Raw genomic sequence first — 21,030 nt, 5'->3', positions numbered from 1 at the left:
GTCAGGACGACGGCGCCTCGCGTACCCGGTAGCGCATGAGGAGCGTGTCGTCCCCGGTGACGATGCTGACCAGCTCCAGGCGCGCCGGATCCATGCCGGCGCCGCGGGCGATCCGCCCGGCCTCCCCGGAGACGAGGAACGGAGCGAGGGTCAGCCGCAGCTCGTCGACCAGGCCCGCCTCGGCCAGGCTGCCGAACAGCGCGGGGCCGCCCATGCAGTTGATCCGGCGCAGCCCGCGCTCCCCCAGCGCGGCGACCGCGACGGCGAGGTCGACCGACTCGTCGCCGGTGAGCACGACCTCGGCGCCGGCGTCGGTCCACCGGCCGCGCAGGTCCGCGGGGACCGCCTCGCAGGTCAGCACGATCGTGGGGACCACGGTGTCGGTCAGCACCGGCGCCGACGGATCGAGGGACTTCCCCGACGAGGTGACGACCGCCGTCGACGGCAGCTCCGACAGCCCGAAGCGGCGGCGCCGGTCGTCCATCCGGTCGTTGTGCTTGACGCCCGTGAACCCCTCGGCGGTGGCCGTCCCGGCCGCGACGAGCACGACGTCGGCCAGGTCGGTCCCGAGGTCGAGCACCGCGCGGTCGGGCGGGGTGGACAGCCCGGCCGAGCTGCCCCGGACCTCGACGGCCCCGTCCGCGCTGGACACGAAGTTGACCGACAGCCGGAGCCGGTCGTCCGGGTAGGCGTAGAGCCGTTCGAGCTGCTCGGTCGACAGCGGCCCGGCGTCGGCCACCGGGAAGATCTGGTGGATCGTGCTCACGCGAGCAGTCTCACCGCCCGCGAGGGATTCCGCTCGCCACGAACGGTGGCGACCATCTCGCAGGTCTCCCGGGTGGCCCGGGCCTGGTGGGCACGCACCATGGCGACGCCGCGGTCGGCGGCCAGCGCCGTCGCGGCGAGGGTGCCGGTCAGCCGCTCCTCGAGCGGCACGGCCAGGGACTCGCCGACGACGGTCTTGTTCGACATCGCCAGCAGCACCGGCCAGCCGGTCGCGACCATCTCGTCGATGCCGCGCAGGACCTGCAGGCTGTGCAGGGTGTTCTTGGAGAAGTCGATCGCCGGGTCGATGAGGATCCCGCCGGCGGGCACGCCCGCGGCGACGGCCTTCTCCGCGAGCGCGACGGTCTGGTCGATGACCGTGCGCAGGACGTCGGTGTAGCGCGGCCGGTGCGGCTCGGTGCGCGGGTCGACGTGGTCGGTGTGCGCGCTGACGTAGCCCGCGCCGTACCGGGCGGCGACGTCGAGGATCCCGGTGTCGGCGGCCGCCCAGTTGTCGTTGACCAGGTCGGCGCCCGCCGCGCAGACCGCATCGGCGGGTCCGGCGCGGAAGGTGTCGACCGAGATCGCGACGTCGGGGAACGTGTGGCGTGCCCACTCCACGGTCGGCACGACCCGGTCGATCTCCTCCTGCTCGGTCACCTCGGCACCCGGGCTGGCCGGCACACCGCCGATGTCGATGACGTCGGCACCCTCCCGGACCACCGCCGTGATGCGGTCCCGGGCGGCCTGCTCGGCGAAGGTGACCCCGTGGTCGTAGAACGAGTCGGGGGTCCGGTTGACGATCGCCATGACCATCGCCCGGTCCCGGTTCCAGGTACGTCCACGGAACGTCACGCTCGGCACGTGGTCTCCTCACAGCACGGACGGGCCCGCTGCAGGACCCGGTTGGATCTCCATCCTGCCCCGGGGCCCGGCGTGCGTGCCCACCCCGACGGTCATCGGTCGCGCGCGTGGTCCCGCAGCGGCGGCTCGGTGGCCCCCGCGGCCCGGTCGCGATGCCGGTCGCGACCTGTCCCGGCAGCCGTGCCTCGAGCCCGTCACCTTCTCGTCGATGAGGCGAAAAGCACGATGCGCGCGACGGAGCCACGTACCGCACGGCCGTCCGGTCCGGTCCGCCGATCGTCTGGGCGGACCGGACCGCCGAGGTCACGACAGGTGCTTCCCGGAGATCGCGCGGGCGATGACGAGCTGCTGGATCTGCTCGGTGCCCTCGAAGATGTCGTAAATCTTCGCGTCGCGGTGCATCCGCTCCACCGGGTGCTCGCGCGAGTAGCCCGCGCCGCCGAGGATCTGGATGGCCCGCTCGGTGGCCCACACCGCGACCCGGCCGGCCTTGAGCTTGGACATCGACCCCTCGCCCGCGGTGAACGGGACGTTGTTGCGCCCCATCCACGCGGCCCGGTGCACGAGCAGCCGGGCGGCGTCGATCTCGGTCTTCATGTCCGCGAGGGTGAAGGAGATCGCCTGGTTCTCGATGATCGGGCGGCCGAAGGCGACCCGGTCCTTGGCGTACTCCAGGGCGTACTCGTAGGCGGCGCGGGCGATGCCGATCGCCTGCGAGCCGACCGTCGGACGGGACAGCTCGAAGGTCTGCATCGCGGCGGAGCCCGTCGACTTCTCCCCCGACCGGGCGCGGGCGAGCCGCTCGTCCAGCTTCTCCTTGCCGCCGAGCAGGCACGAGCCGGGGAGCTTCACGTCGTCGAGGAAGACGTCCGCGGTGTGCGACGCGCGCAGACCCATCTTCTTGATCTTGCGGGTGGACTCCAGGCCGGGGGTCTTCGGCGGGACGACGAACGCGGCCTGCCCCTTGCTCCCCAGCGCGGGGTCGACGACGGCCTGCACCACGTGGATGTTCGCGATGCCGCCGTTGGTGGCCCAGGCCTTCTGGCCGGTGAGGGTCCACTCGTCCTTCGCCTCGTCGTAGACGGCGCGGGTACGCATCGCCGAGACGTCGGAGCCGGCTTCGGGCTCGGACGAGCAGAACGCTCCGACCTGCGGCTCGGAGGCGTCGCCGTAGCACTGCGGGATGAACTCGACCATCTGCTCGGGCGTGCCCGAGGCGAAGATGCCGGCCACCGCGAGGGTGGTGCCGAAGATCGCCATGCCGATGCCGCCGTCGCCCCAGAAGAGCTCCTCGTTGACCAGCGGCATGGACAGGCCGGTCTCGTCACCCCAGAAGGAGGCGAGGGTCTCGAAGTTGTAGAGCTCGATCTTCGCGGCCTCCTGCAGGATCGGCCACGGGGTCTCCTCGCGCTCGTCCCACTCGGCGGCGGCCGGGCGCACGACGTCGGCGGCGAAGCCGTGCACCCACTCCTGCAGCTCGCGGTGCTCCTCGGACAGTTCGAAGGAAGTCATCTCAGCTCTCCGCTGGTCGGTCGCGGTTCTCGTCAGGCAGACGGGATCTGGAACATCTTCTGCAGGGCGGTCGCGAAGCCGACGTCGCCGGAGACCTTGAGCTTGCGCGTCATGAACAGGGTCACCGGGTTGGCGTTGTTCGTCGCGACCTTGAGGAACTCGGTGCCGGGCATGGTCAGCGCGGTGCGGGGGTCCTCGTCGGTGCCCTCGGTGACCGTGCAGGTGCCGTTCTGCATCACGGTCTGGAAGCTGTCGACCGTCGAGCCGTCCTTGATGTGCCAGTGCACGACCTGCCGGTTCCCGGTCGCGCCCTTGGACGAGTAGAACTCGCTCATCCGGCCGAAGATCGCCTCGAGCACCGGTCGGCGGACCTCGGACGACATCACGGTCGCCAGCTGCTGCTTCGACGCGGTCTTGACCAGGCGGGCGAACAGCGACGGGTCGACGTTCTTCGCGTTCCCGTCGCGCAGAGCCGTCCCGAGCGTCGCGATCAGCTGCTCGTCGGACAGGGACTTCGGGTCGACGCTGCGACCCAGCTCGTTGATGTCGACCGTGTCGGCCATCGCTCGTTCCACCTCGCCGTGGTTCACACAAGTGTCCGGTACTCGCCGTACCGGCTCGGGACGAGGCGTACTTTACGCAGCAGTAGCTAAGCTGTCGAGATGGCATCTGCACCCCGTCGCAGGCTCCCGCCCGCGCAGCGCGAGAAGCAGGTCCTCGACGCGGCGGTGCGCGTGTTCTCCCGGGACGGGTTCCACGACGCGTCGATGGACGGCGTCGCCGACGAGGCGGGGCTGTCGAAGCCGATGGTCTACACGCACGGCGGGGGCTCGAAGGAGGAGCTGCTGCGGCGGTGCATCCGCCGCGAGGCCGACCGACTGCTGGAGTCGGTCTCCGGAGCCGCGGCCGGGGCGCCGGTCGACGCCGAGGTGCGCCTGCACCGCGGTCTCCGGGCGTTCTTCGCCAGCGTGACCACCCACCGCGACGGCTGGTCGGTGCTCTACCGCCAGGCCCGCACCGGCGCGCTCGCGGACGAGGTGCACGCGGCACGCACCCGGATCGTCGACCGGGTGGCGCGGCTGCTGGCGGCCGAGCTGGCCGTCCCCGCGGGCGTGGACCCGGCGACGGTCACCGCCCCGCTCGCGGCGGCGCTGGCGGGCGCGGCCGAGGGACTGGCCGACTGGGCGGGCGACGGCGCGGACCCCGACGACCTCGCCTCGACGTTGATGACCCTGGTCTGGCCGGGACTGGAACGCCTGCGCGGGTGAGCCGCCGGCGCCACCGTGCGGTCAGCCCTCCGTCGCCGGCCGCGTCACGAGTCGCCGGGTGCGGTCCGGCAGCCGGTCGACGATGCGGCCGATCCGCTCGGTGGTGCCCTGCAGCGGCGCGAGCGCGTCGGCCAGCACGCCGATCTGCCGGTCGAGCGCGTCGATGCGGGCCGCGACCGAGCGCAGGTCCGGGGCGACGGCGGTCAGCTGGCTCGCGGCCTGCGCGAGGTTGACGTCCAGGGCGGCCAGCCGCGGGGTCCCGTCGGCATCGGCGTCGGCGACGGCCGCCGCGATCCGCCGGACGGCGCCCTGGTCTCCGGTGGCCGCGGCCAGTGTCGCGAGGTCCTCGCGTACCGTCGCCAGCGCCCGCAGCGGCTCGACCGCCCCGGCGAGGGCCGCGAGGTCACCGGGGGTGCGGGCGAGCTCCTGCAACGGTCCGACCGCCTCGGCCAGACGTGCGAGGTCGGCCCGGGTCGCCGCCAGCTCGTGCACCGCGGGGACGGCGCCGGTGAGGCTCTCCAGGTGCTCGCGCGCCGCGGCCAGCTCCCGCAGCGGCTCCACCGCGCCGGCCAGCTGCGCCAGGTCGGCGCGGGTGGCGGCGAGCTCCTGGAGCGGGGCGACGGCGTCGGCGAGGCGCTGCAGCGACGTGACGGCCCCGGCGAGCGCGGCGAGGTCACCCGCGGCCGGTGCCAGCTCCCGCAGCGGTGCCGCGGCGCCGGCCAGCTCGTGCAGATCCTCGCGGACCGCGGCCAGCTCGGTCAGCGGTCCGACCGCCGCGCTCAGCTCGCGCAGCGACTCCACCGCCGTGCCCAGCTCGGCCAGCGGCCCGACGGCAGTGGCGAGCTCACGCAGCGCGTCGACCGCGCCCGCCAGCTCCGACAGCGGCCCGACGGCCCCCGCCAGCTCCCGCAGCGAGGCCACCGCCGCGCCGAGCTCGCGCAGCGGCCCGACCGCGGCGGCCAGCTCGTGCAGGTCGCTGCGGACGGCGGCGAGCTCCCGCAGGTCCTCCCGCACGCTCGCCAGGTGGTGCAGGTCCTCCCGCAGCCCGGCGAGCTGGTGCAGGTCGTCGCGGGCGCCGGCCAGCTCGCGCAGCGGTCCGGTGGCTCCGGCCAGCTCGACCACGGCCGCGGTCAGCCGGTCGATCCGCTCGACGGTCACCGGGTCATCCCACAGTGTCACGACCCGGCCGAGCACGTCGTCGAGCACCGGGGCCAGACCGGTCAGCGCGGCGTCGACACCGGCGATGCGCCGCGGGAGCGCGGCGACCTCGGCCGCCACCGACGGCATGGCCTCGACCGCACGCGGGGCCTCGGCCAGCCAGCCGGGCAGCCGTCGACCGATCTCCACGGCGGCGCCGACCGTGCCGAGGGCGGCGCCGATCAGCGTCCCGGTGACGCCCGCGGGCGACCAGGAGCTCGGGAGGGGCTGCTTCGCCATGGGTCTCCTCCGGCTCACGGGAACGTGCTCGGACCAGCTTCGCAGATCCGGCGACCCGGGGTGCCGCGCGGCAGCCCTCTCAGTAGGACGCGTCGTCCACCCGGGCCGCCGCGTCGCCGCCGGCGTCGCGGGCCGCCGCGTCGTCGAGGATCGTGGCGGTGCCGCTGGTACCGAAGCGGGTGACGCCCGCGGCGTGGAAGGCGAGCACGGTGTCGAGGTCGCGGACCCCGCCGGAGGCCTTGACCTGCACCTGCGGTCCGACGGTGGCGCGCATGAGCGCGAGGTGCTCGGGCGTGGCACCCCCGCCGGCGAAACCGGTGGAGGTCTTCACGAAGGCGGCGCCCGCCGACTCGGCGGCCCGGCAGCCGGCGACCACCTCGTCGTCGGACAGCAGGGCGGTCTCCAGGATCACCTTCACGACGCGGCCGTCGGCGGCCTCGACGACGGCCCGGATGTCGGCCTCGACGTCGTCGGTCAGGCCGCTGCGCAGCCGGCCGATGTTCAGCACCATGTCGAGCTCGACGGCACCGTCGGCGATCGCCTGCCGCGCCTCGGCGACCTTGGCCGCGGTGCTGGTCGTGCCGTGCGGGAACCCGATCACGGTGCCGACGGCGACGCCGGTCCCCGCGAGCCGGGCGACGGCGTGCGCGACGTCGGACGGGCGCACGCAGACGGAGAAGATGCGGTAGCGGGCGGCGACGTCGAGCTGGGCGTCGACCTCGGTGCGGGTCAGCTCGGGCTTGAGGATCGCGTGGTCGATCATCCCGGCGATCGCGGCGGCGGAGAGGGTCGTAGCGCTCACGGTGGTCCTTCGGGTCCCGGCGGGAGGATCGCCCCCGCGGGTGGTCGGCGGTCGGATGCGAAGGCTACGCGCCCGGGCCGCCCCCGATCAGCACATGCGGCGACGGCCACCCGCTGCGATGCTGGTCGGACGCCCCGGAGATCCCGGGGGCGGAAAGGGGCCGACCATGGCGGACGACGACCGCTCCGCTCCGGATGCCGCGCACGCCGCCGTTCCCGGGCCGACGTTGCGGTTCGAGCAGTCCAGCCACCCGGCGGGCGCCACCGTGCTGCACGCGATCGGCGCCATCGACGACGACACCTCGCCCGATCTCTGGGTCGAGATGGGCATCTGGTCCGAGGCGGGCCCCGAACTGATCCTCGACCTGTCCCGCGTGGACTTCCTGGGGACGGCGGGGCTGAACTCGCTGCTCCAGTCGCGCGACATGATGGGTGCCGAGGGCAAGCGACTGCGGGTGCACTGCGGGTCGAGCCGGCCCGCGCGGCGCGCCCTCCAGGTGACCGGCGCGATGGACCTGTTCGACGTCGTCGACCGGATCCCCGAGGAGCCGGTCCCGTCCCGGAACATGCTGTTCGGCGTACCGGAGCCGGACGTGCGGCTGAACGGTCAGCGCCGCTCGAACGAGGGGTAGCCCGCGACGCCCTCGTCGTCGCAGGCCCGCAGCACGCCCGCGACCCCGCCGGGCACCGCGTACGGCGCGACCGGCTCCGCCGGGCACGACAGCGCCTCGATCGTCGACAGGCCGCCGGCGTCGAGGTCGCCGATCGCCCGGTCCACCCACTCGACCTGTCTCTGCAGGCAGGCCGCGTCGTTGCCGTACCCGAGGGTCGGCGCCAGCGGCGCGAACAGGTTCGGGAAGCCGGGGTGCGCGAGACCGAGCAGGCCCGGCCCGGTGCCGAGCAGCCGCCCGTCGCGTCCGACGACGTCGATCCCGGCGCGGGTCGCGGTCGGGTCGAACCCGGTGGCCAGCACGATCGCGTCCAGCCCGACGACGGTCCCGTCGGCCAGCTCGACCCCCTCCGGCCGGATCCGTACGACCGGGTTCCGCCCGACGGGGACCACCTCGACGTCGTCGCGGTGGAAGGTCTCCAGCCAGCCCTGGTCGGTGGCGACGGGGCGCAGGCCGTAGTCGTCGCCGTCCGGGACCAGCGCCGCCGCGAGACGGTCGTCGCCCAGTCGCGCCCGCATCCGGTCGCGGACGACGGCGGCCGCCGCGGCCCGCAGCGCCGGGTCCGACGCGAACCCGGCGAGCCGGGTCGGGTGCAGCGACAGCGGGTCCTCGTCGTAGGCGGTCCCCAGGCTGTGTAGTCCTCTGTGGACAGATGGGTGCACGGTGCCCGACACCGTGGACCGGACCGCCTCGCGCATCGCGGGCAGGCGGTCGCGGTAGGCCGCGCGCTCCGGCCAGCCGTACATCGGGTTGGCCGCGGGCAGCACGAAACGCGGGGTCCGGGCCAGGACGGTGACCCCGCCGACCCGGCCGGCCAGCGCCGGGACCAGCTGGACCGCGCTCGGCCCGCAGCCGACGACACCCACCCGCAGCCCGTCGAACTCGGGCCCGCGGGCGGGCCACGCTCCGGTGTGGACGACCGGCCCGGCGAAGTCCGACCGGCCGGGGACGGCGTCGGTGCGGGGCGCGGTGAACGCGCCCGTGCAGCGGACCAGGAACCGTGCCGACAGCTCGCCGTCGCCGGTGCGCACCCGCCAGCGCCCGCCGTCCCAGCGGGCGGCGGTGACCGGTGTGGACAGTCGCAGGTCGCGGTGCAGATCGAGCCGGTCGGCGACGAACCGCAGCCAGCGCAGCACCTCGTACCCGGCCGGGAAGCGCTCGCTCCAGCCCCAGTCGCGGTACAGGTCGTCGGAGAACAGGTACTGGTACGCCGCGCCCTCGGTGTCGATGCGGGCACCCGGGAACCGCTGGTGGTGCCAGACGCCGCCGAGCTCGGGGGCGGCGTCGACACAGGTGACCCGCAGACCACGCCGTCGCAGCAGGTGCAGCGCGTACAGCCCCGCGACCCCGGCGCCGACGACCACGACGTCGTGCTCGTCCTCCACAGGCCCAGCGTGGCCGATCCCCGACGCCGCCGGACCGACCTGTCTCAGATCGACACGCGATGCCCGAGGAGAGAACGCCTCCGGGGACGGGGTCAGCGCGTGGGGAGCTCGGCCCACACCCGCTTGCCGCCGCCGCGGGTGTCGCAGCCCCACGACTGCGCGACGGCGTCGACGAGCTGCAGGCCGCGCCCGCGCGCCGCCCGCACGTCGAGCGGCTGGAGCAGCGGGCTGCCGGAGTCCTCGTCCTCGACCTCGATCCGCAGGGCGTCCCCGGTCCGGACCAGGGTCAGGCGGAACGGGGTGCGGGCGTGGTCGACGACGTTCGCGACCAGCTCCTCGACGACCAGCATTGCGTCGGCGAGGCTGCCCGGGGCGAGGTCCCAGCCGGTCAGGACGCGTTCCGCGGAACGCCGCGTCTCCCGGCCGACCCCGGCGTGCGGGACGTGCTCGGTGACGACCCGGTCGGCGTCGACGGCGGCGGGCTCCTCGACCTGCACGACGACGACACCGGCGTCGTCGCTGAGGTGGCCGCCGCAGTGTGCGAGGGCGGCGCCGGTGAGGGCGCGCGCGATCGTGTCGGCGTCGGCGCCCGGGACGAGCGAGGCCAGCGTGCGCCGGGCACCCTCCTCCTCCAGCTGTTCCCAGTGCCCGCGCACGTGCGCCTCGGTGATGCCGTCGGTGTAGAGCACGAGGCTGTCGCCCGGCGCGAGGGTGACCGTCTCGTGGGCCACCATCGGCGTGGTGCCGATACCGAGCACCAGCCCGCCGCCGCCGTGGAACTCGGCGGTGCCGTCGGCCCGTCGGACGAGGACGGGTGGGTGGCCGGCCGAGGCGAGGTCGGCGTGCCAGGTGCCGGAGGGACCGCGACGCAGCGACGCGAGCGCGGCGGTGACGAAGCTGATGCGGCCGTCGAACCAGACGTGCAGGACGTCGTTGACGGTGCGGAGCACGGCGACCGGGTCGTCCTCGACGTGTGCGGCGGTACGCGTGGCCGAGCGGGCCAGCGCGGTCGTCCGGGCGGCGGCGGAGCCCTTGCCCTGGACGTCGCCGATCACCACGGCGACGCCGTCCGGGGTGGGGACCGCGTCGTAGAAGTCGCCCATGACCTCCACACCGGAACCGCCCGGCAGGAAACGGGCCGCGATGTCGATCCCGGGCAGCCGCGGGGGCCGTGCGGGCAGCAGCGACTCCTGCAGCGTCCGGGCCAGCGTCTCGGCCTCGGCGGCGTGGCGGGCGGCCGCGAGCGCCTGCCGCTCGGTCTCGCGCAGGGCCAGGCGCAGCGCGATCTCGCCCTCGACGGCGTCGGCCAGGGTCCGGATGGTCTCGCGGTGCAGCGGGGTCCACTCCCGGGCGACGACGTCCATCGCGCAGAGATTGCCCACGACCTGGCCCGCGGGGTCGCGCACCGGTACCCCGAGCCAGGCGGCCGCCCCGAACTCGGTGATCAGGCTCAGGTCGCGCAGCCGCGGCTCGGCCTGCACGTCTCCGGCGCAGATCTCCCCGTCGGACTCGACGACGACCTTGCACCCACTGTCCTCGACGGGCGCCGACCAGACTCCGTCCGGCCCGACGATCCGTGCCGGTTCGGGCGTGCCCTTGAGGAAGGTCCGGACCTCGTCGACGACGGTCAGCATGACCGCCGGGGTCCCGAGGACCACCGAGACCAGCCTGGTCAGCCGGTTGAACGCCTCCTCCGGCCCGGTGTCGAGCAGCCGGGTGGCGCGGACCGCGGCCAGCCGGGCAGGCGATTCCAGCGACGACGGTGCCGCGACCGTGACCGCGACGGGATCCGACACCAGGCTCATTCACGTGATCCTCGCACCGCATCGCGTCGGCGTCCCGTCGGTGTGCCGAGGAATCCAGGCGATCGTCAGTTGTGACGATGCGGTTCAGCTCGCCGATCCGGAGTGGAGCCGGGCGGCACACCGGGTCAGGTGGTCCCGTTCGGCGGTGGAGGACGCCAGCGCCGCGGCCTCGGCGTAGAGACGTGCGGCCGTGGCCCGCTCCCCCGCGCGTTCGTGGAGGTGGGCGCTGACCGCGGTCCAGCGGGGCAGCGTCGGGTCGAGGTCGGCGAGTGCCGCCAGGCCTGCCCGTGGCCCGTCGGCCTCCCCGACCGCGACGGCGCGGTTCAGCCGGGCGACCGGGCTGCCGGTGAGCCGGACCAGCTCGTCGTACCACTCGACGATCTGGGGCCAGTCGGTCTCCTCGGCCGCCGGCGCGTCGGCGTGCAGGGCGGCGACGGCCGCCTGGGCCTGGAACTCCCCCAGCCGGTCACGGGCCAGCGCGGCCTGCAGCACCGCCACGCCCTCGGTGATCAGCGCGGTGTCCCAGCGGCCACGGTCCTGCTCGGCCAGCGGCACCAGCTCGCCGGCCGGACCGGTCCGGGCGGCGCGGCGGGCGTGGTGCAGCAGCATCAGCGCGAGCAGGCCGGCGACCTCGGGATGGTCGACCGACGCCGCGAGACGCCGGGTCAGCCGGATCGCCTCCGCGGCGAGGTCGACGTCGCCGGAGTAGCCCTCGTTGAACACCAGGTAGAGCGTCCTGAGGACGGTCGCGACGTCGCCGGGTCGGTCGAGCCGCTCCCCCGCGACGGTGCGCTTGGCGCGGCTGATCCGCTGCGCCATCGTCGCCTCGGGCACCAGGTAGGCCGCGGCGATCTGGCGGGTGGTGAGCCCGCCGACGGCCCGCAGGGTGAGCGCGACCGCCGACGACGGCGACAGCGACGGGTGCGCGCAGAGGAAGTACAGCTCGAGCGCGTCGTCGTGGTCCGACGCCGGACCCGGCACCGGCTCGGCCTCGGCCCGCTCCTCCCGGCCACGACGCGCGGTCTCCGACCGGGTGGCGTCGAGGAAGCGGCGCCAGGCCACCGCCACCAGCCAGCCCTTCGGGTCCCGGGGCGGGTCGGCCGGCCAGGTCCGCAGGGCCTCGACCAGGGCGTCCTGCACGGCGTCCTCGGCCGCCGCGAAGCCCACCCCGCGACGGCCGAGGATCCCGAGGACCTCCGGTACGAGACCGCGCAGCAGCGCGGCGTCCATGCTCACTCCGTGACGGTCGGCGGGGCCTCGAGGAACGGGCGCAGCTCGATCCACTCGTGGATCGGCTCCCCACCGGCACCGGGCGCCGCCGACAGCACACCGGTCACCTCGACGGCCCGCTCGTAGCTGTCGACGTCGATGATCATCCAGCCGGCGACGAGGTCCTTGGTCTCGGCGAACGGACCGTCGGTGACGGGCGGGCGGCCCTCGCCGTCGTAGCGGACGAAGGTGCCCTCGGGAGCGAGCGCCTGGGCGTCGACGAACTCCCCGGAGCGCTTCAGGTCCTCCGCGAGGTCCTGCATGAAGCGGATGTGCGCGGTGACCTCCTCGGGCGCCCAGCGGTCCATCGGCACGTCGTTCTTCGGGGCCGGGGCTCCGCGGTAGTGCTTGAGCAGCAGGTACTTGGCCATGGTGGATCTCCTCGGTGCTCGTCGCGGCCCATCCTGGCCGCGTTCACCCCGGGGACGGAACCGGACGCACGTTCTCGACACCGCCGCTCGATTTTTCTTCTACCCGTCAGTAAGTTCCGCACATGATCAGAGCGACGTCCGTCCGCACCGTGTCCGCGACGCCCGAGGCGGTGTGGTCGGTGCTGTCCGACCACGAGGGCATGTCGACCTGGGCGCCGGGCCTGAAGGTGGAGATCACCCGGGCGGGCGAGCCGGAGCCGAACGGGGTCGGGACGGTGCGCAAGGTCGGGATCGGGTCACCGGGGCCGATCGTCGAGGAGGTCACCGCGTTCGAGCCGGGGCGACGGCTGGGCTACCGCGCGATCGCCGGGGTGCCGCTGAAGAACTACCGGGGCGAGGTCACGCTGCGACCGGTCGGCGCCGGCACCGAGATCACCTACGCCGTGGAGGCCGACAAGCGGCTGCCCGTCGGGGAGGCGTTGCTGGCCAAGGGACTGTCGAAGGTGTTGCTGTCCGGGCTGGTGCGCGGGATCGGCGCCGGGCCGCGCTGACCACCCTGGCGTCGCGGGTCACGGCCCGGCCGGCTCACCGTGCCAGGCGGGGGACGGTGCGCCGATGACCGAGAGGAGCTGCAGCTTCTCGTGCGTCTCGCTGCCCGGTACGGCGGTGTAGACCAGCAGCAGGTGGGACTGCTCGGGATCGAGCAACGTCTGGCAGTGCAGTTCCAGCGCGCCGACCTCGGGGTGGACGAGCCGTTTGAGGTCGTCGGACCGGACGCCGATCTCGTGGGCGTCCCACAGCGTGCGGAACTCCTCGTTGTGCGGGTGGAGGAGCTCGGCGAGCCGGGCCGCGCGGGAGTCCGGTCCGCGCCGGGCCGCGACCGCGCGCAGGCCCGAGACGTAGCGCCGCGACAGCAGCGCGTGGTCCTCCGGTGGGTGGCGCCTGCGGGCTGCGGGCTCGGTGAACCAGCGGTAGCCGACGCTCCGCCTCGGCCCGGTGAACCCGGTCGTGTCGCCGGTGAGCGCGACCCCCAGTGACGTCTGGCGCAGCGTCTCCCCGAGCTCGGTGACGATCTCGGCGGGGGTGTCGACGAGCCGGTCGAGGATGCGCAGCAGCCCGGGTCCGATGTGGTCGCCGCCCGTTCCGCGGGCTGGTGGGTGCTGGCCGGCGAGCCGGAACAGGTGGTCGCGCTCGTCGAGCGACAGGTGCAGGCCCTGGGCGATCGCGGCGATCATCTGCTCCGACGGCCGCGGGCCGCGCTCCCGTTCGAGGCGCGCGTAGTAGTCGGTCGACATGTGGCACAGGGCCGCGGCTTCCTCCCGGCGCAGCCCGCTGGTGCGGCGCCGTTGCCCCCGCGGCAGTCCGACGTCCTCCGGTTGGAGCACCTCACGACGCCGGCGCAGGAACTGCGCCAGGCCCGTCCGGTCGATCATCCGCGCCGCCTCTCGGTCGCTCACCGATTCGTTCCTACCGCGACGCGCGGGGCGTAGCCACGGACTGCCGATCCTCCCCACCGGCTCCGGGTCGGACCGCTCAGCCACGGATCGTCAGGCCGTGGCTACCGACCTGCACAGCGACGAACGTGGTCGGCCCCCCCCGCCGAGCCGAGGAGCCCACCGTGCCGAACGAACTCGTGTCGCTCGACCCGACCGCGACCGTCCCATCGGATCGCCCGGAGGACCGCCGCTCGGACGGGCAGGCCCCGGCCGCGACGCTCGGCGCCGCGATGCGCACCAGCCTGGAGCGATCCGGTGGCGGGCTCGGCATCCTCCTCGCCGCCGTACCGACCGTCGCCTTCGTGGTCGCCGACGCGGTGGGCGGTCTGACCTGGGCCTTCGTCGCACTCGCCGTGGCGGCGCCGGTGACGTTCGGGGTGCGCCTGGCCCGCCGGGAATCACTGCGGGCGGCCGTCGTCGGTCTGGCGGTCGCCGCGGTGTGCGCAGCCGTCGCCGGATTCTCCGGGGAGGCACGGGCGTTCTTCCTGCTGCCCACCCTGATCCCCGCCGCGCTCGGCGTGCTGTTCCTCGGCTCGGTCCTCGTCCGTCGGCCGGTGACCGGGACGTTGTTCAACCGCCTGGTCGGCGGCCCCGACGACTGGCGCGACCACTCCCGGCTGATGCGCATCTACACCGTCACCACGCTGGTCGGCGTCGTGCTCCACGCGCTCAACCTCACCCTGCGCGCCCTGGCCTACCTGGCGGACCAGCCCGCCGTCCTCGCCGCGCTCAGCGTCGGGGCCGCTCCGGTCTTCGCAGCGCTCGCCGCGGTCACGCTCGTCGCCGCACGTCGCGCGGTCAGCTCCCGCGGTGCCGATGGGACCTGACCCGCCACGCATCCGGCTCGTCCCTCGCAGGCCTCACCCATCAGGGAGACATCGTGTCTCGCACCCGCGACATCGCCGGCGTCATGTCCCCTCCCCGGCGGACCACGACCGTCGACGGGTTCGAGCGGCAGTTCGGCACCAACTACCTCGGCCACGTCGCTCTCGTGGTGTACCTGATGCCGCTGCGCCGCGCCGGTCGGGCCCGGGTGACCTCACAGCTCAGCGTCGCCGCCCGACGCGGACACCGCCTTGCAAACGCGAACCAAGCTCGCCGCCTGCCTGTGCGTCCTGCTCGGCGGCCCCGATCACCAGCCCACCCGCTGCCACGTCGTGTCAGCGGGTATCGGGCCGTTCCGGGGCGGATGTGCCCCCGATGTGCCCCGGCGCCAGCCGCTCCCCCTGTGCTTGCTGAGTGCCATTCCGGAGACTTGCCCGCCCGGCGAGGGCTGCTCGGGATCAAGCAATGCGGCCACCCGTCAGTTGAGCCTAGACGGACTGGCGGTGCCGGGAGTCCACCTGGAGCTGCTTTAGTGCAACGCCATATGCCTACGGGCGCACCACGTTCCTGGGGTGATCAGGACTCGCCCGACCACCCCAGGAACCAGGACCGTCAAGCCGCGCTGCGCCGCCAGTGCTCGATGTAGCCCAACGCCTCCGACTCAATCCACGCGTCGAGAGCCCGGATCTTCTTGATCGGCGTCGGCTTCCACAGCTTGCCGCGCCGAACGTCCAGAACAGCCACCGCCGCATGCGGACGAGTCTGGTCGACGGTGAGCTGGAGTGTGCGCCAGATGACCTTGGTCGCGCCCTGTGCCGTCAGAGGCGTCTGCTTGAGGTAGAGGTGCACGACGGTCTCCACCCCGCTGAGGCGCATCCCGACATGCTGGTTGACGTTGATCGGCAGGGTTGCCCACGTCCAGGTGGCGTTGTTCGTCGAGACCCACTCGGGACGCGACCTGGCCAGGAAACCCTGCATCCCCGCAGCCAACTCCTCGTAGGAGCGGACCATCGTCCGGCTGGCTCGGAAGATCATCCGGCGCAGCTCCAGGTCGTCACCGCTTCGGACCGCGTGGCGGAGCCCGGCCAGCGCCGGACCGTACGCCTGCTTGGCCCCGCTGTCAGGGTCGTTGAACCGCTTCCACTGGTCCTCGATGATCTTCATCCGGCCAGAACCGACAGAGTTGACGTAGTCGGCGAAAACGCCCAGGCCCCTAGCCTGCATGGTGTCGTCAGTGGACACGGTTACTCCAAATGCGCGCACAGACACGTCCGCCCCACTGTCGCGCGGTTCAGCGTGAGGAGTTACCGTGTCCTTGCCACAGGTACACAGACAACGCCTCGGGCGGCCGCCGCGGAGCGGTTCCCCGAGGCGTTCTCTAACTGTAGCGGGCACCTCCGACGACACCAGCGCGCTCCGCGTCCATCACGTCCCCCGTCTTGGGGATGCATCTGTGGATACTTCTGTGGACAGGTCCTGGTTTTCCCGCTCAGAGCCTTGCGCTGGTTCGGAGTCCCCACCCCCAGAGTCACAACAACTTCACCCGTATGGCCCTGAGTCACACCATTGGTTTTCATGTATCGGGAACCGCCCGCCGCGCGGTGACCGGCCGGAGGCCGCATGCTCCGCGCGGCGCCGGAGGCGCCGCTTGATACCGAACGGAAGGTCTAGACACGGCGAGCGCTGGCGGCGCTGTCGTGTCCCGGCTGATGCTTGACGTTCCGGTCTCACCTGATGCTTGACGTTCGGGCCTGATCGGCTTTCCTGTCCGCTGTCCGTGCTGGTCAGCGGGTGGTGGGAGGCCGGGATTGGCCCTGGTGGACATGACCGTGGTCGAGCAGCGCTACCGCGCCGTGCTGGCCGTCGAGCAAGGCGAACCGCGCTACCAGGTCGCGGCTCAGTTCGGCGTCTCCCGACAGACCCTGCACACCTGGATCACCCGCTACCGCGCCGAAGGCCTGGCCGGCCTCGCCTCGCGCTCACACCGCCCGGACTCCTGCCCTCACCAGGCATCCGAGCAGGTGGAGGTCGCGGTCTGCGAGATGCGCCGCGGCAACCCCCGCTGGGGGCCCCGACGCATCGCCCATGAACTCGGCCCCCGCTTCGGCGCCCAGGCCCCCTCGCGCAGCACGGTGGCGAGGATCCTGCACCGCAACGGCCTGGTCGAACCCCACCGCCGACGCAGACGCCGCTCGGACTATCGCCGCTGGGAACGCCCCGCCCCGATGCAGCTGTGGCAGCTCGACATCGTCGGCGGCATCCACCTCCGCCAGCCCGACGGCACCGTGACCGAGGCCAAGATTGTGACCGGGGTCGATGACCATTCCCGCTTCGCCGTCATCGCCACCGTCATGGTCCGGGCCACCGGCCGCGCGGTCTGTCTGGCCTTCGCCGACGCGCTGCGCCGCTACGGCATCCCCGACGAGGTCCTGACCGACAACGGCAAACAGTTCACCGCCCGCTTCGGCCGCGGCGGCGAGGTCCTGTTCGACCGGATCTGCCGTGACAACGCCATCACCCACCGCCTCACCCAGCCCGCGACCCCGACCACGACCGGGAAGGTCGAGCGGTTCCACCAGACCCTGCGCCGGGAGCTGCTCGACCACACCGATCCCTTCGACACCCTGACCGCGGCGCAGGCGGCGTTGGACTCCTGGATCACCACCTACAACTGCACCCGCCCGCACCAGGCCATCGACATGGCCTGCCCGGTCGACCGCTTCGCTCCCAGCCAGCACCAGCGCGGCGACGAGGACCTGCTCCCGCTGCGGCTGCCCGCCCGACTCACCACCGCGCCCGCCCCGACCCCACATTCCGAGCACCCCGCCCCGGCCCCGGACGACGAGCCGAGCACCGAGATCGAGGTCTATCGGGGCGGACCGGTGGAGTTCGAACGGGTCGTCCCCGCCTCGGGAAACCTCGCCGTTCTCGGCAAACAGTTCTGGCTCGGTCCGCTCCGGGCCGGGGTCACCGTCACGTTCTGGGCCGACACCCAGGTCATCCACCTCACCGCCGGCGGGGCCCGGATCAAGACCGTCCGTTCCCCCTACACCGAGGACCAGCTCGCCACCCTCGCCGCGACCGGAGGCCGGCCCGCCGGCCCGCCACCGCTACCACCGGTCGAGCCCGACGGGACCGCGATCGAGGTCGACCGCACCGTCTCCGCCCAGGGCCTGATCAGCTTCGGTGGACGCTGGAACCTCGCCGCGGAGATCCTCGGCGGCCGCCGGGTCACCATCCGCATCGAGGACCACGTCCTGCTGATCTTCGACCCCGAAACCCGTGAACTTCTCCGGACCAGGCCGAACCCGCTGACCTACGACCAGGCCCGCCACCTGCGCGGCGCCCGCCCCGCCGGACCACCACCACGCCCGTCGGTCGAACCGGTGACTGTCACCCGCCGGGTCTCGACCACCGGCACCATCATGATCGCCCGCCAACTCATCGCGCTCGGACGTGATCAGGCCCGGACCCTGGTCACCGCCCACGTCGCCGAACACACCATCACCGTCGACCTCGCCGACGGCGCCCACCGCACCGTCACCCGCACCAGCACCGGCGCGATCCGTAATCTCAAGGCCCAGACAGACCGCACAGTTTCCTAGCCCGAACGTCAACCATCACCCGGGACAGGAACGTCAAGCATCAGGTGAGACCCGACAGAGCGCTGGCGGCGCTGTCGTGTCCCGGCTGATGCTTGACGTTGGTCATCGGCCAGGTAGGTAGGCTCAGGAGCATGTGGCTCCCGCTCGCGAAGCGCCCCCGCACCGCCTGAGGCGGTGCACCCCGCCGTCCGACCCTGCTAGGTCCGACGGCCTCTCACCCGTGCCGACATGGGCTCGTCGTGTAGACGTGCCACCGCCGCGTTCCCGCTTCCACGTACAGGGACCACGCGACTGTGGAGACCGCTCCGGCCGTCGGCTGCCACGCTGACGGCGCTTCCTCATACCCGACCCCGCTGGACGCCGTGCTCGGACGGCTGCGGTGCCCGTTGTGCCATGCCGCCGTGCTGTGCCGAGACGGCAGGACGGTCCGTTGCCGGGCGGGCCATTCCTTCGACATCGCCCGGCCTGGCTACCTCACGTTGCTGTCCGGCCGGCGCCGCCACCGTGGAGACACCGCGGACATGGTGACGGCCCGAGAATCGTTCCTGGGCAAAGGCCACTTCGAGGCGGTGCGCTCGACGATCACAGCATTCGCCGTCGAGCACGCCCCACGACAGACCGGGCTCGTCGCCGACCTCGCCGGAGGTACCGGCTTCTACCTCGCCTCAACCCTCGACGCACTTCCTGCAGCGTGGGGCGCGACCCTGGATCTGTCAGCCGCAGCACTGCGGCGTGCGAGCCGCGCTCATCCCAGAGCTGCCGCTGTCGGAGCAGACATGTGGCAACCACTGCCACTCGCGTCGCGGTCAGCCGATGTCGTGCTGAACGTCTTCGGCCCGCGGACACCGGGCGAGATCGACCGTGTGCTGAGCAGCGACGGGGTCCTGATCATGGCGACGGCGGGCGCGGAGCATCTGCGCGAGCTGCGCAGCCGCCTCGGCACGATCGGCGTCGACCCCCGCAAGGCGGACCGGCTCCGGCACGCCTTCGAGGGCTTCACCGAGGTTGCTCGGCAAGCGGTGAGGTGGCGGCTCGCCCTGAGCCGCGACCAGGTGCGCGCGCTCGTCGACATGGGGCCCAGCGCCCATCACATCGACTCAGACCACCGTGACCGCGTCCTGCAAGAGCTGCCGGACACCCTGGGACTGACCGCTGCTGTGGACGTCGTCGTTCTCCGTCGCGATACGACCCGCAGTTAGGCGGTCGAAGCGTCGGCGACGACAGCCCACGCCGCGGGGCGGTCGGGGTCGTCTCCGTTGCCCAGGACGATGCTGGCAGCGCGGGCAGTGTCGAGGTCGTCGCAGTTCAGCTCGAGTGCAGGTACGGCGATGTCGTACGCGGTTTCACCGTTCATCTCGCGGGGGTCGACGAGCACCAGTCGTCGGCCCCCGTGCAGGACATTCGGGGCAACATCGCCGAGGCAGTGACCTAAGCGCAGGTCTCCGGCGAGCCGGCGCCGCTCGCTGGAGACCGGGCGCCCGATGTGCTGCTGTTGAGTCCCCGCACGAGTGCGTCCTGCAGGTGAGCGGTCTTCGACCCTGCCGTCGACCGCGTCGGGCCGGACGGCTTCCACCCGCACGAGCTGCGGCACACCGCGGCGTCGCTGGCGATCGCGTCGGGAGCGGACGTCAAGGTCGTCCAGATGATGCTGGGGCACAAGACGGCGACGATGACGCTCGACCTCTACGGGCACCTGTTCCCGGACCGGCTCGACGACCTCGCCGACCGGATGGACTCGGCGGCATGTGCCCCGGATGTGCCCCACGAGGGGGACGAGGAGACCTGAGAAGGTGTGTTTCTGCTGGTGGAGACAAGGGGAATCGAACCCCTAACCCCCGCCTTGCAAAGGCGGTGCTCTGCCAATTGAGCTATGTCCCCTGGTGGGTCCCGACCACGGTACCCCGGGAGGCGGAGTCAGCGGGTGGTGGCCTCGTGCCACAGGTCGTCGGACCCGACACCGCGGAGGCGGGACCAGCCGAAGTACGCGGCACCGGCAGCGACGGCCAGCACGAACAGCTTCTTCATCGCAGGTCTCCTCGCGAGTGACTGTCGGAGGGGGAAGGTGTGGGCCTAGCTGGATTTGAACCAGCGACCTCATCGTTATCAGCGATGCGCTCTAACCAACTGAGCTATAGGCCCGTGCAACAGGAGAAACACTACCGCACGGGGTCGAGCGGGTTACGAGGGGGTCCCCCGCCGCTCGGCCCCGTGCGGTGTGCGCGACGACGCTCCGGTCAGTCCCGCTCGGAGAGCGTGACCTCGATGCCGCCGACCAGGTCAGCGGCCACGTTGTAGACGAACGCGACCACGGTGATGGCCACCGCGAACAGCAGGCTGTTGACCGCACCGACGACGGCCGCGAGCCCGAAGACCCGGCCGACGCTGATCAGCGACCCCCCGGTCTCCTGCTGCGAGGTGACGAGGTCGGCGTAGGTGCCGTTGAGCCGGTCCCAGACGCCCATCCCGCCGAGTACGCCGTACAGGACGCCCGCGGCGACCATCCAGACCAGCCACAGCACGACGGCCAGCGCCAGGGCCATCTTGAGCACCGACCACGGGTCGAGCCGCTTGAGCTGCAGCAGCGCCTGGCGCGGGGGCCGGTTGCGGACCGACGCGCGCGGCGGGTCCGCCGGGCCCGTGCCGTTCTCGTGCAGCTCCGGATCGCGGACGGCGGTCGTCGCACCGGTGGCCGCACTCGGTCCGGGTGCGGTCATGAACGCGGTCGGGGCCTCGCTGAGCAGCGAGTCCGCGACGGTGCCGCCGTCGCGGTCGTCATGGATGTCGGGTACCCGCCGCCACGGGGGCGGCGAGGCCGCGGCCGGCTCGGCCGCGGCGTCGTCGCGCGGGCCGGGGACGTGGTCGGCCGCCGCCGTCGACGGGTCGTGGTCGGCGTCGGTGGCGACGGTGCGGGCCTCGTCCTGCGACGGGGTGCGGTCGTCGGTGCTCACGAGTGGGA

Annotated in this window: 22 protein-coding genes, 2 tRNA genes and 1 pseudogene; 8 read left to right on the top strand and 17 right to left on the bottom strand. The window is 73.0% G+C overall.

Annotation, left to right across the window (positions count from 1 at the left end; translation table 11 throughout):
* Nucleotide 1: 1 nt before the first annotated feature.
* The 4 genes from Ae505Ps2_RS07175 to Ae505Ps2_RS07160 all read right to left on the bottom strand — a co-directional run bounded on the left by Ae505Ps2_RS07175 (nt 2) and on the right by Ae505Ps2_RS07160 (nt 3,704).
* Nucleotides 2-766 (bottom strand): dihydrofolate reductase family protein, encoded by a 765-nt coding sequence (locus Ae505Ps2_RS07175; protein WP_083695427.1) that lies wholly within the window; start codon nt 764-766, stop codon nt 2-4.
* Nucleotides 763-1,629, bottom strand: coding sequence for a dihydropteroate synthase (gene folP, locus Ae505Ps2_RS07170; RefSeq protein WP_139318875.1), 867 nt, complete (start codon nt 1,627-1,629; stop codon nt 763-765). The genes Ae505Ps2_RS07175 and folP overlap by 4 nt, the downstream gene beginning before the upstream one ends.
* 303 nt (nt 1,630-1,932) lie before the next feature.
* The gene (locus tag Ae505Ps2_RS07165; RefSeq protein WP_075309255.1) at nt 1,933-3,141 is read right to left on the bottom strand and encodes an acyl-CoA dehydrogenase family protein; all 1,209 of its coding nucleotides are present in this window, start codon (nt 3,139-3,141) and stop codon (nt 1,933-1,935) included.
* A 32-nt stretch (nt 3,142-3,173) separates the two neighbouring features.
* The gene (locus tag Ae505Ps2_RS07160) at nt 3,174-3,704 is read right to left on the bottom strand and encodes an SCP2 sterol-binding domain-containing protein (protein WP_060713774.1); all 531 of its coding nucleotides are present in this window, start codon (nt 3,702-3,704) and stop codon (nt 3,174-3,176) included.
* A 99-nt stretch (nt 3,705-3,803) separates the two neighbouring features.
* Between Ae505Ps2_RS07160 and Ae505Ps2_RS07155 the strand changes: the two genes are divergently transcribed.
* Nucleotides 3,804-4,409, top strand: coding sequence for a TetR/AcrR family transcriptional regulator (locus Ae505Ps2_RS07155; RefSeq protein WP_043279680.1), 606 nt, complete (start codon nt 3,804-3,806; stop codon nt 4,407-4,409).
* A gap of 21 nt (nt 4,410-4,430) precedes the next feature.
* Here Ae505Ps2_RS07155 and Ae505Ps2_RS07150 read toward each other — a convergent pair whose 3' ends face one another.
* Complete coding sequence (locus Ae505Ps2_RS07150; protein ID WP_075553510.1) at nt 4,431-5,846, bottom strand: hypothetical protein; 1,416 nt, start codon at nt 5,844-5,846, stop codon at nt 4,431-4,433.
* A 79-nt stretch (nt 5,847-5,925) separates the two neighbouring features.
* Nucleotides 5,926-6,648: a deoxyribose-phosphate aldolase gene (deoC, locus tag Ae505Ps2_RS07145; protein WP_020625415.1), complete on the bottom strand. Its 723-nt coding sequence runs from the start codon at nt 6,646-6,648 to the stop codon at nt 5,926-5,928.
* 166 nt (nt 6,649-6,814) lie between these two features.
* Between deoC and Ae505Ps2_RS07140 the strand changes: the two genes are divergently transcribed.
* Nucleotides 6,815-7,279 (top strand): STAS domain-containing protein, encoded by a 465-nt coding sequence (locus tag Ae505Ps2_RS07140; protein ID WP_075334033.1) that lies wholly within the window; start codon nt 6,815-6,817, stop codon nt 7,277-7,279.
* Here the strand turns inward: Ae505Ps2_RS07140 and Ae505Ps2_RS07135 are convergent.
* The 4 genes from Ae505Ps2_RS07135 to Ae505Ps2_RS07120 form a co-directional block, all read right to left on the bottom strand.
* A complete protein-coding gene (locus tag Ae505Ps2_RS07135) occupies nt 7,255-8,703 on the bottom strand; it encodes an NAD(P)/FAD-dependent oxidoreductase (protein ID WP_158071550.1) in 1,449 nt (482 codons plus the stop codon). The two genes, Ae505Ps2_RS07140 and Ae505Ps2_RS07135, sit on opposite strands and share 25 nt — an antisense overlap.
* Nucleotides 8,704-8,795: 92 nt before the next feature.
* Nucleotides 8,796-10,508 carry a SpoIIE family protein phosphatase gene (locus tag Ae505Ps2_RS07130; protein WP_075553509.1) on the bottom strand — a complete coding sequence of 571 codons (1,713 nt, stop codon included), beginning with the start codon at nt 10,506-10,508 and terminating at the stop codon, nt 8,796-8,798.
* Nucleotides 10,509-10,592: 84 nt separating this feature from the next.
* Nucleotides 10,593-11,738, bottom strand: coding sequence for a DUF6596 domain-containing protein (locus tag Ae505Ps2_RS07125; RefSeq protein WP_020625419.1), 1,146 nt, complete (start codon nt 11,736-11,738; stop codon nt 10,593-10,595).
* Nucleotides 11,739-11,740: 2 nt separating this feature from the next.
* Nucleotides 11,741-12,148, bottom strand: coding sequence for a YciI family protein (locus Ae505Ps2_RS07120; protein WP_075309265.1), 408 nt, complete (start codon nt 12,146-12,148; stop codon nt 11,741-11,743).
* A 122-nt stretch (nt 12,149-12,270) separates the two neighbouring features.
* On the opposite strand from Ae505Ps2_RS07120, the gene Ae505Ps2_RS07115 reads away from it, so the two are divergent.
* Nucleotides 12,271-12,699, top strand: coding sequence for an SRPBCC family protein (locus Ae505Ps2_RS07115; RefSeq protein WP_198932239.1), 429 nt, complete (start codon nt 12,271-12,273; stop codon nt 12,697-12,699).
* A gap of 18 nt (nt 12,700-12,717) precedes the next feature.
* Here the strand turns inward: Ae505Ps2_RS07115 and Ae505Ps2_RS07110 are convergent, their stop codons facing one another.
* Nucleotides 12,718-13,581: a helix-turn-helix transcriptional regulator gene (locus Ae505Ps2_RS07110; RefSeq protein ID WP_075309267.1), complete on the bottom strand. Its 864-nt coding sequence runs from the start codon at nt 13,579-13,581 to the stop codon at nt 12,718-12,720.
* 185 nt (nt 13,582-13,766) lie between these two features.
* On the opposite strand from Ae505Ps2_RS07110, the gene Ae505Ps2_RS07105 reads away from it, so the two are divergent.
* On the top strand, nt 13,767-14,471 hold the full coding sequence (locus Ae505Ps2_RS07105) for a DUF3159 domain-containing protein (protein WP_139320141.1): 705 nt from the start codon (nt 13,767-13,769) through the stop codon (nt 14,469-14,471).
* Nucleotides 14,472-15,081: 610 nt separating this feature from the next.
* Here the strand turns inward: Ae505Ps2_RS07105 and Ae505Ps2_RS07095 are convergent.
* Nucleotides 15,082-15,711 (bottom strand): hypothetical protein, encoded by a 630-nt coding sequence (locus Ae505Ps2_RS07095; protein WP_075309269.1) that lies wholly within the window; start codon nt 15,709-15,711, stop codon nt 15,082-15,084.
* Nucleotides 15,712-16,292: 581 nt separating this feature from the next.
* Here Ae505Ps2_RS07095 and Ae505Ps2_RS07090 point away from each other — a divergent pair.
* On the top strand, nt 16,293-18,074 hold the full coding sequence (locus Ae505Ps2_RS07090) for an IS481 family transposase (RefSeq protein WP_249265376.1): 1,782 nt from the start codon (nt 16,293-16,295) through the stop codon (nt 18,072-18,074).
* Between the two features lie 362 nt (nt 18,075-18,436).
* Nucleotides 18,437-19,273: a putative RNA methyltransferase gene (locus Ae505Ps2_RS31010; RefSeq protein ID WP_139319221.1), complete on the top strand. Its 837-nt coding sequence runs from the start codon at nt 18,437-18,439 to the stop codon at nt 19,271-19,273.
* Here Ae505Ps2_RS31010 and Ae505Ps2_RS31005 read toward each other — a convergent pair.
* Complete coding sequence (locus Ae505Ps2_RS31005) at nt 19,270-19,665, bottom strand: hypothetical protein (RefSeq protein ID WP_139318878.1); 396 nt, start codon at nt 19,663-19,665, stop codon at nt 19,270-19,272. The genes Ae505Ps2_RS31010 and Ae505Ps2_RS31005 overlap by 4 nt on opposite strands.
* On the opposite strand from Ae505Ps2_RS31005, the pseudogene Ae505Ps2_RS33185 reads away from it, so the two are divergent.
* Together Ae505Ps2_RS33185 and Ae505Ps2_RS07075 are read left to right on the top strand one after the other, a co-directional pair.
* A pseudogene (locus Ae505Ps2_RS33185) lies at nt 19,657-19,716 on the top strand (integrase); the annotation flags it as partial. The gene Ae505Ps2_RS31005 and the pseudogene Ae505Ps2_RS33185 overlap by 9 nt on opposite strands.
* A complete protein-coding gene (locus Ae505Ps2_RS07075) occupies nt 19,717-19,860 on the top strand; it encodes a hypothetical protein (protein ID WP_233147688.1) in 144 nt (47 codons plus the stop codon). It abuts the pseudogene before it with no gap.
* Nucleotides 19,861-19,876: 16 nt separating this feature from the next.
* Here the strand turns inward: Ae505Ps2_RS07075 and Ae505Ps2_RS07070 are convergent.
* The 4 genes from Ae505Ps2_RS07070 to Ae505Ps2_RS07060 all read right to left on the bottom strand — a co-directional run bounded on the left by Ae505Ps2_RS07070 (nt 19,877) and on the right by Ae505Ps2_RS07060 (nt 21,022).
* Nucleotides 19,877-19,952: transfer RNA gene (locus tag Ae505Ps2_RS07070), tRNA-Ala, on the bottom strand.
* Nucleotides 19,953-19,988: 36 nt separating this feature from the next.
* Nucleotides 19,989-20,099 (bottom strand): DLW-39 family protein, encoded by a 111-nt coding sequence (locus Ae505Ps2_RS32515; protein WP_020628481.1) that lies wholly within the window; start codon nt 20,097-20,099, stop codon nt 19,989-19,991.
* Nucleotides 20,100-20,139: 40 nt separating this feature from the next.
* Nucleotides 20,140-20,213, bottom strand: a tRNA-Ile gene (locus tag Ae505Ps2_RS07065).
* Nucleotides 20,214-20,308: 95 nt separating this feature from the next.
* A complete protein-coding gene (locus Ae505Ps2_RS07060; RefSeq protein WP_083695422.1) occupies nt 20,309-21,022 on the bottom strand; it encodes a DUF3566 domain-containing protein in 714 nt (237 codons plus the stop codon).
* Nucleotides 21,023-21,030: the final 8 nt, after the last annotated feature.

This window comes from Pseudonocardia sp. Ae505_Ps2 (assembly GCF_001932425.1).
Taxonomy (GTDB): domain Bacteria; phylum Actinomycetota; class Actinomycetes; order Mycobacteriales; family Pseudonocardiaceae; genus Pseudonocardia.
This window is presented reverse-complemented; position numbering and strand designations above follow the sequence as displayed.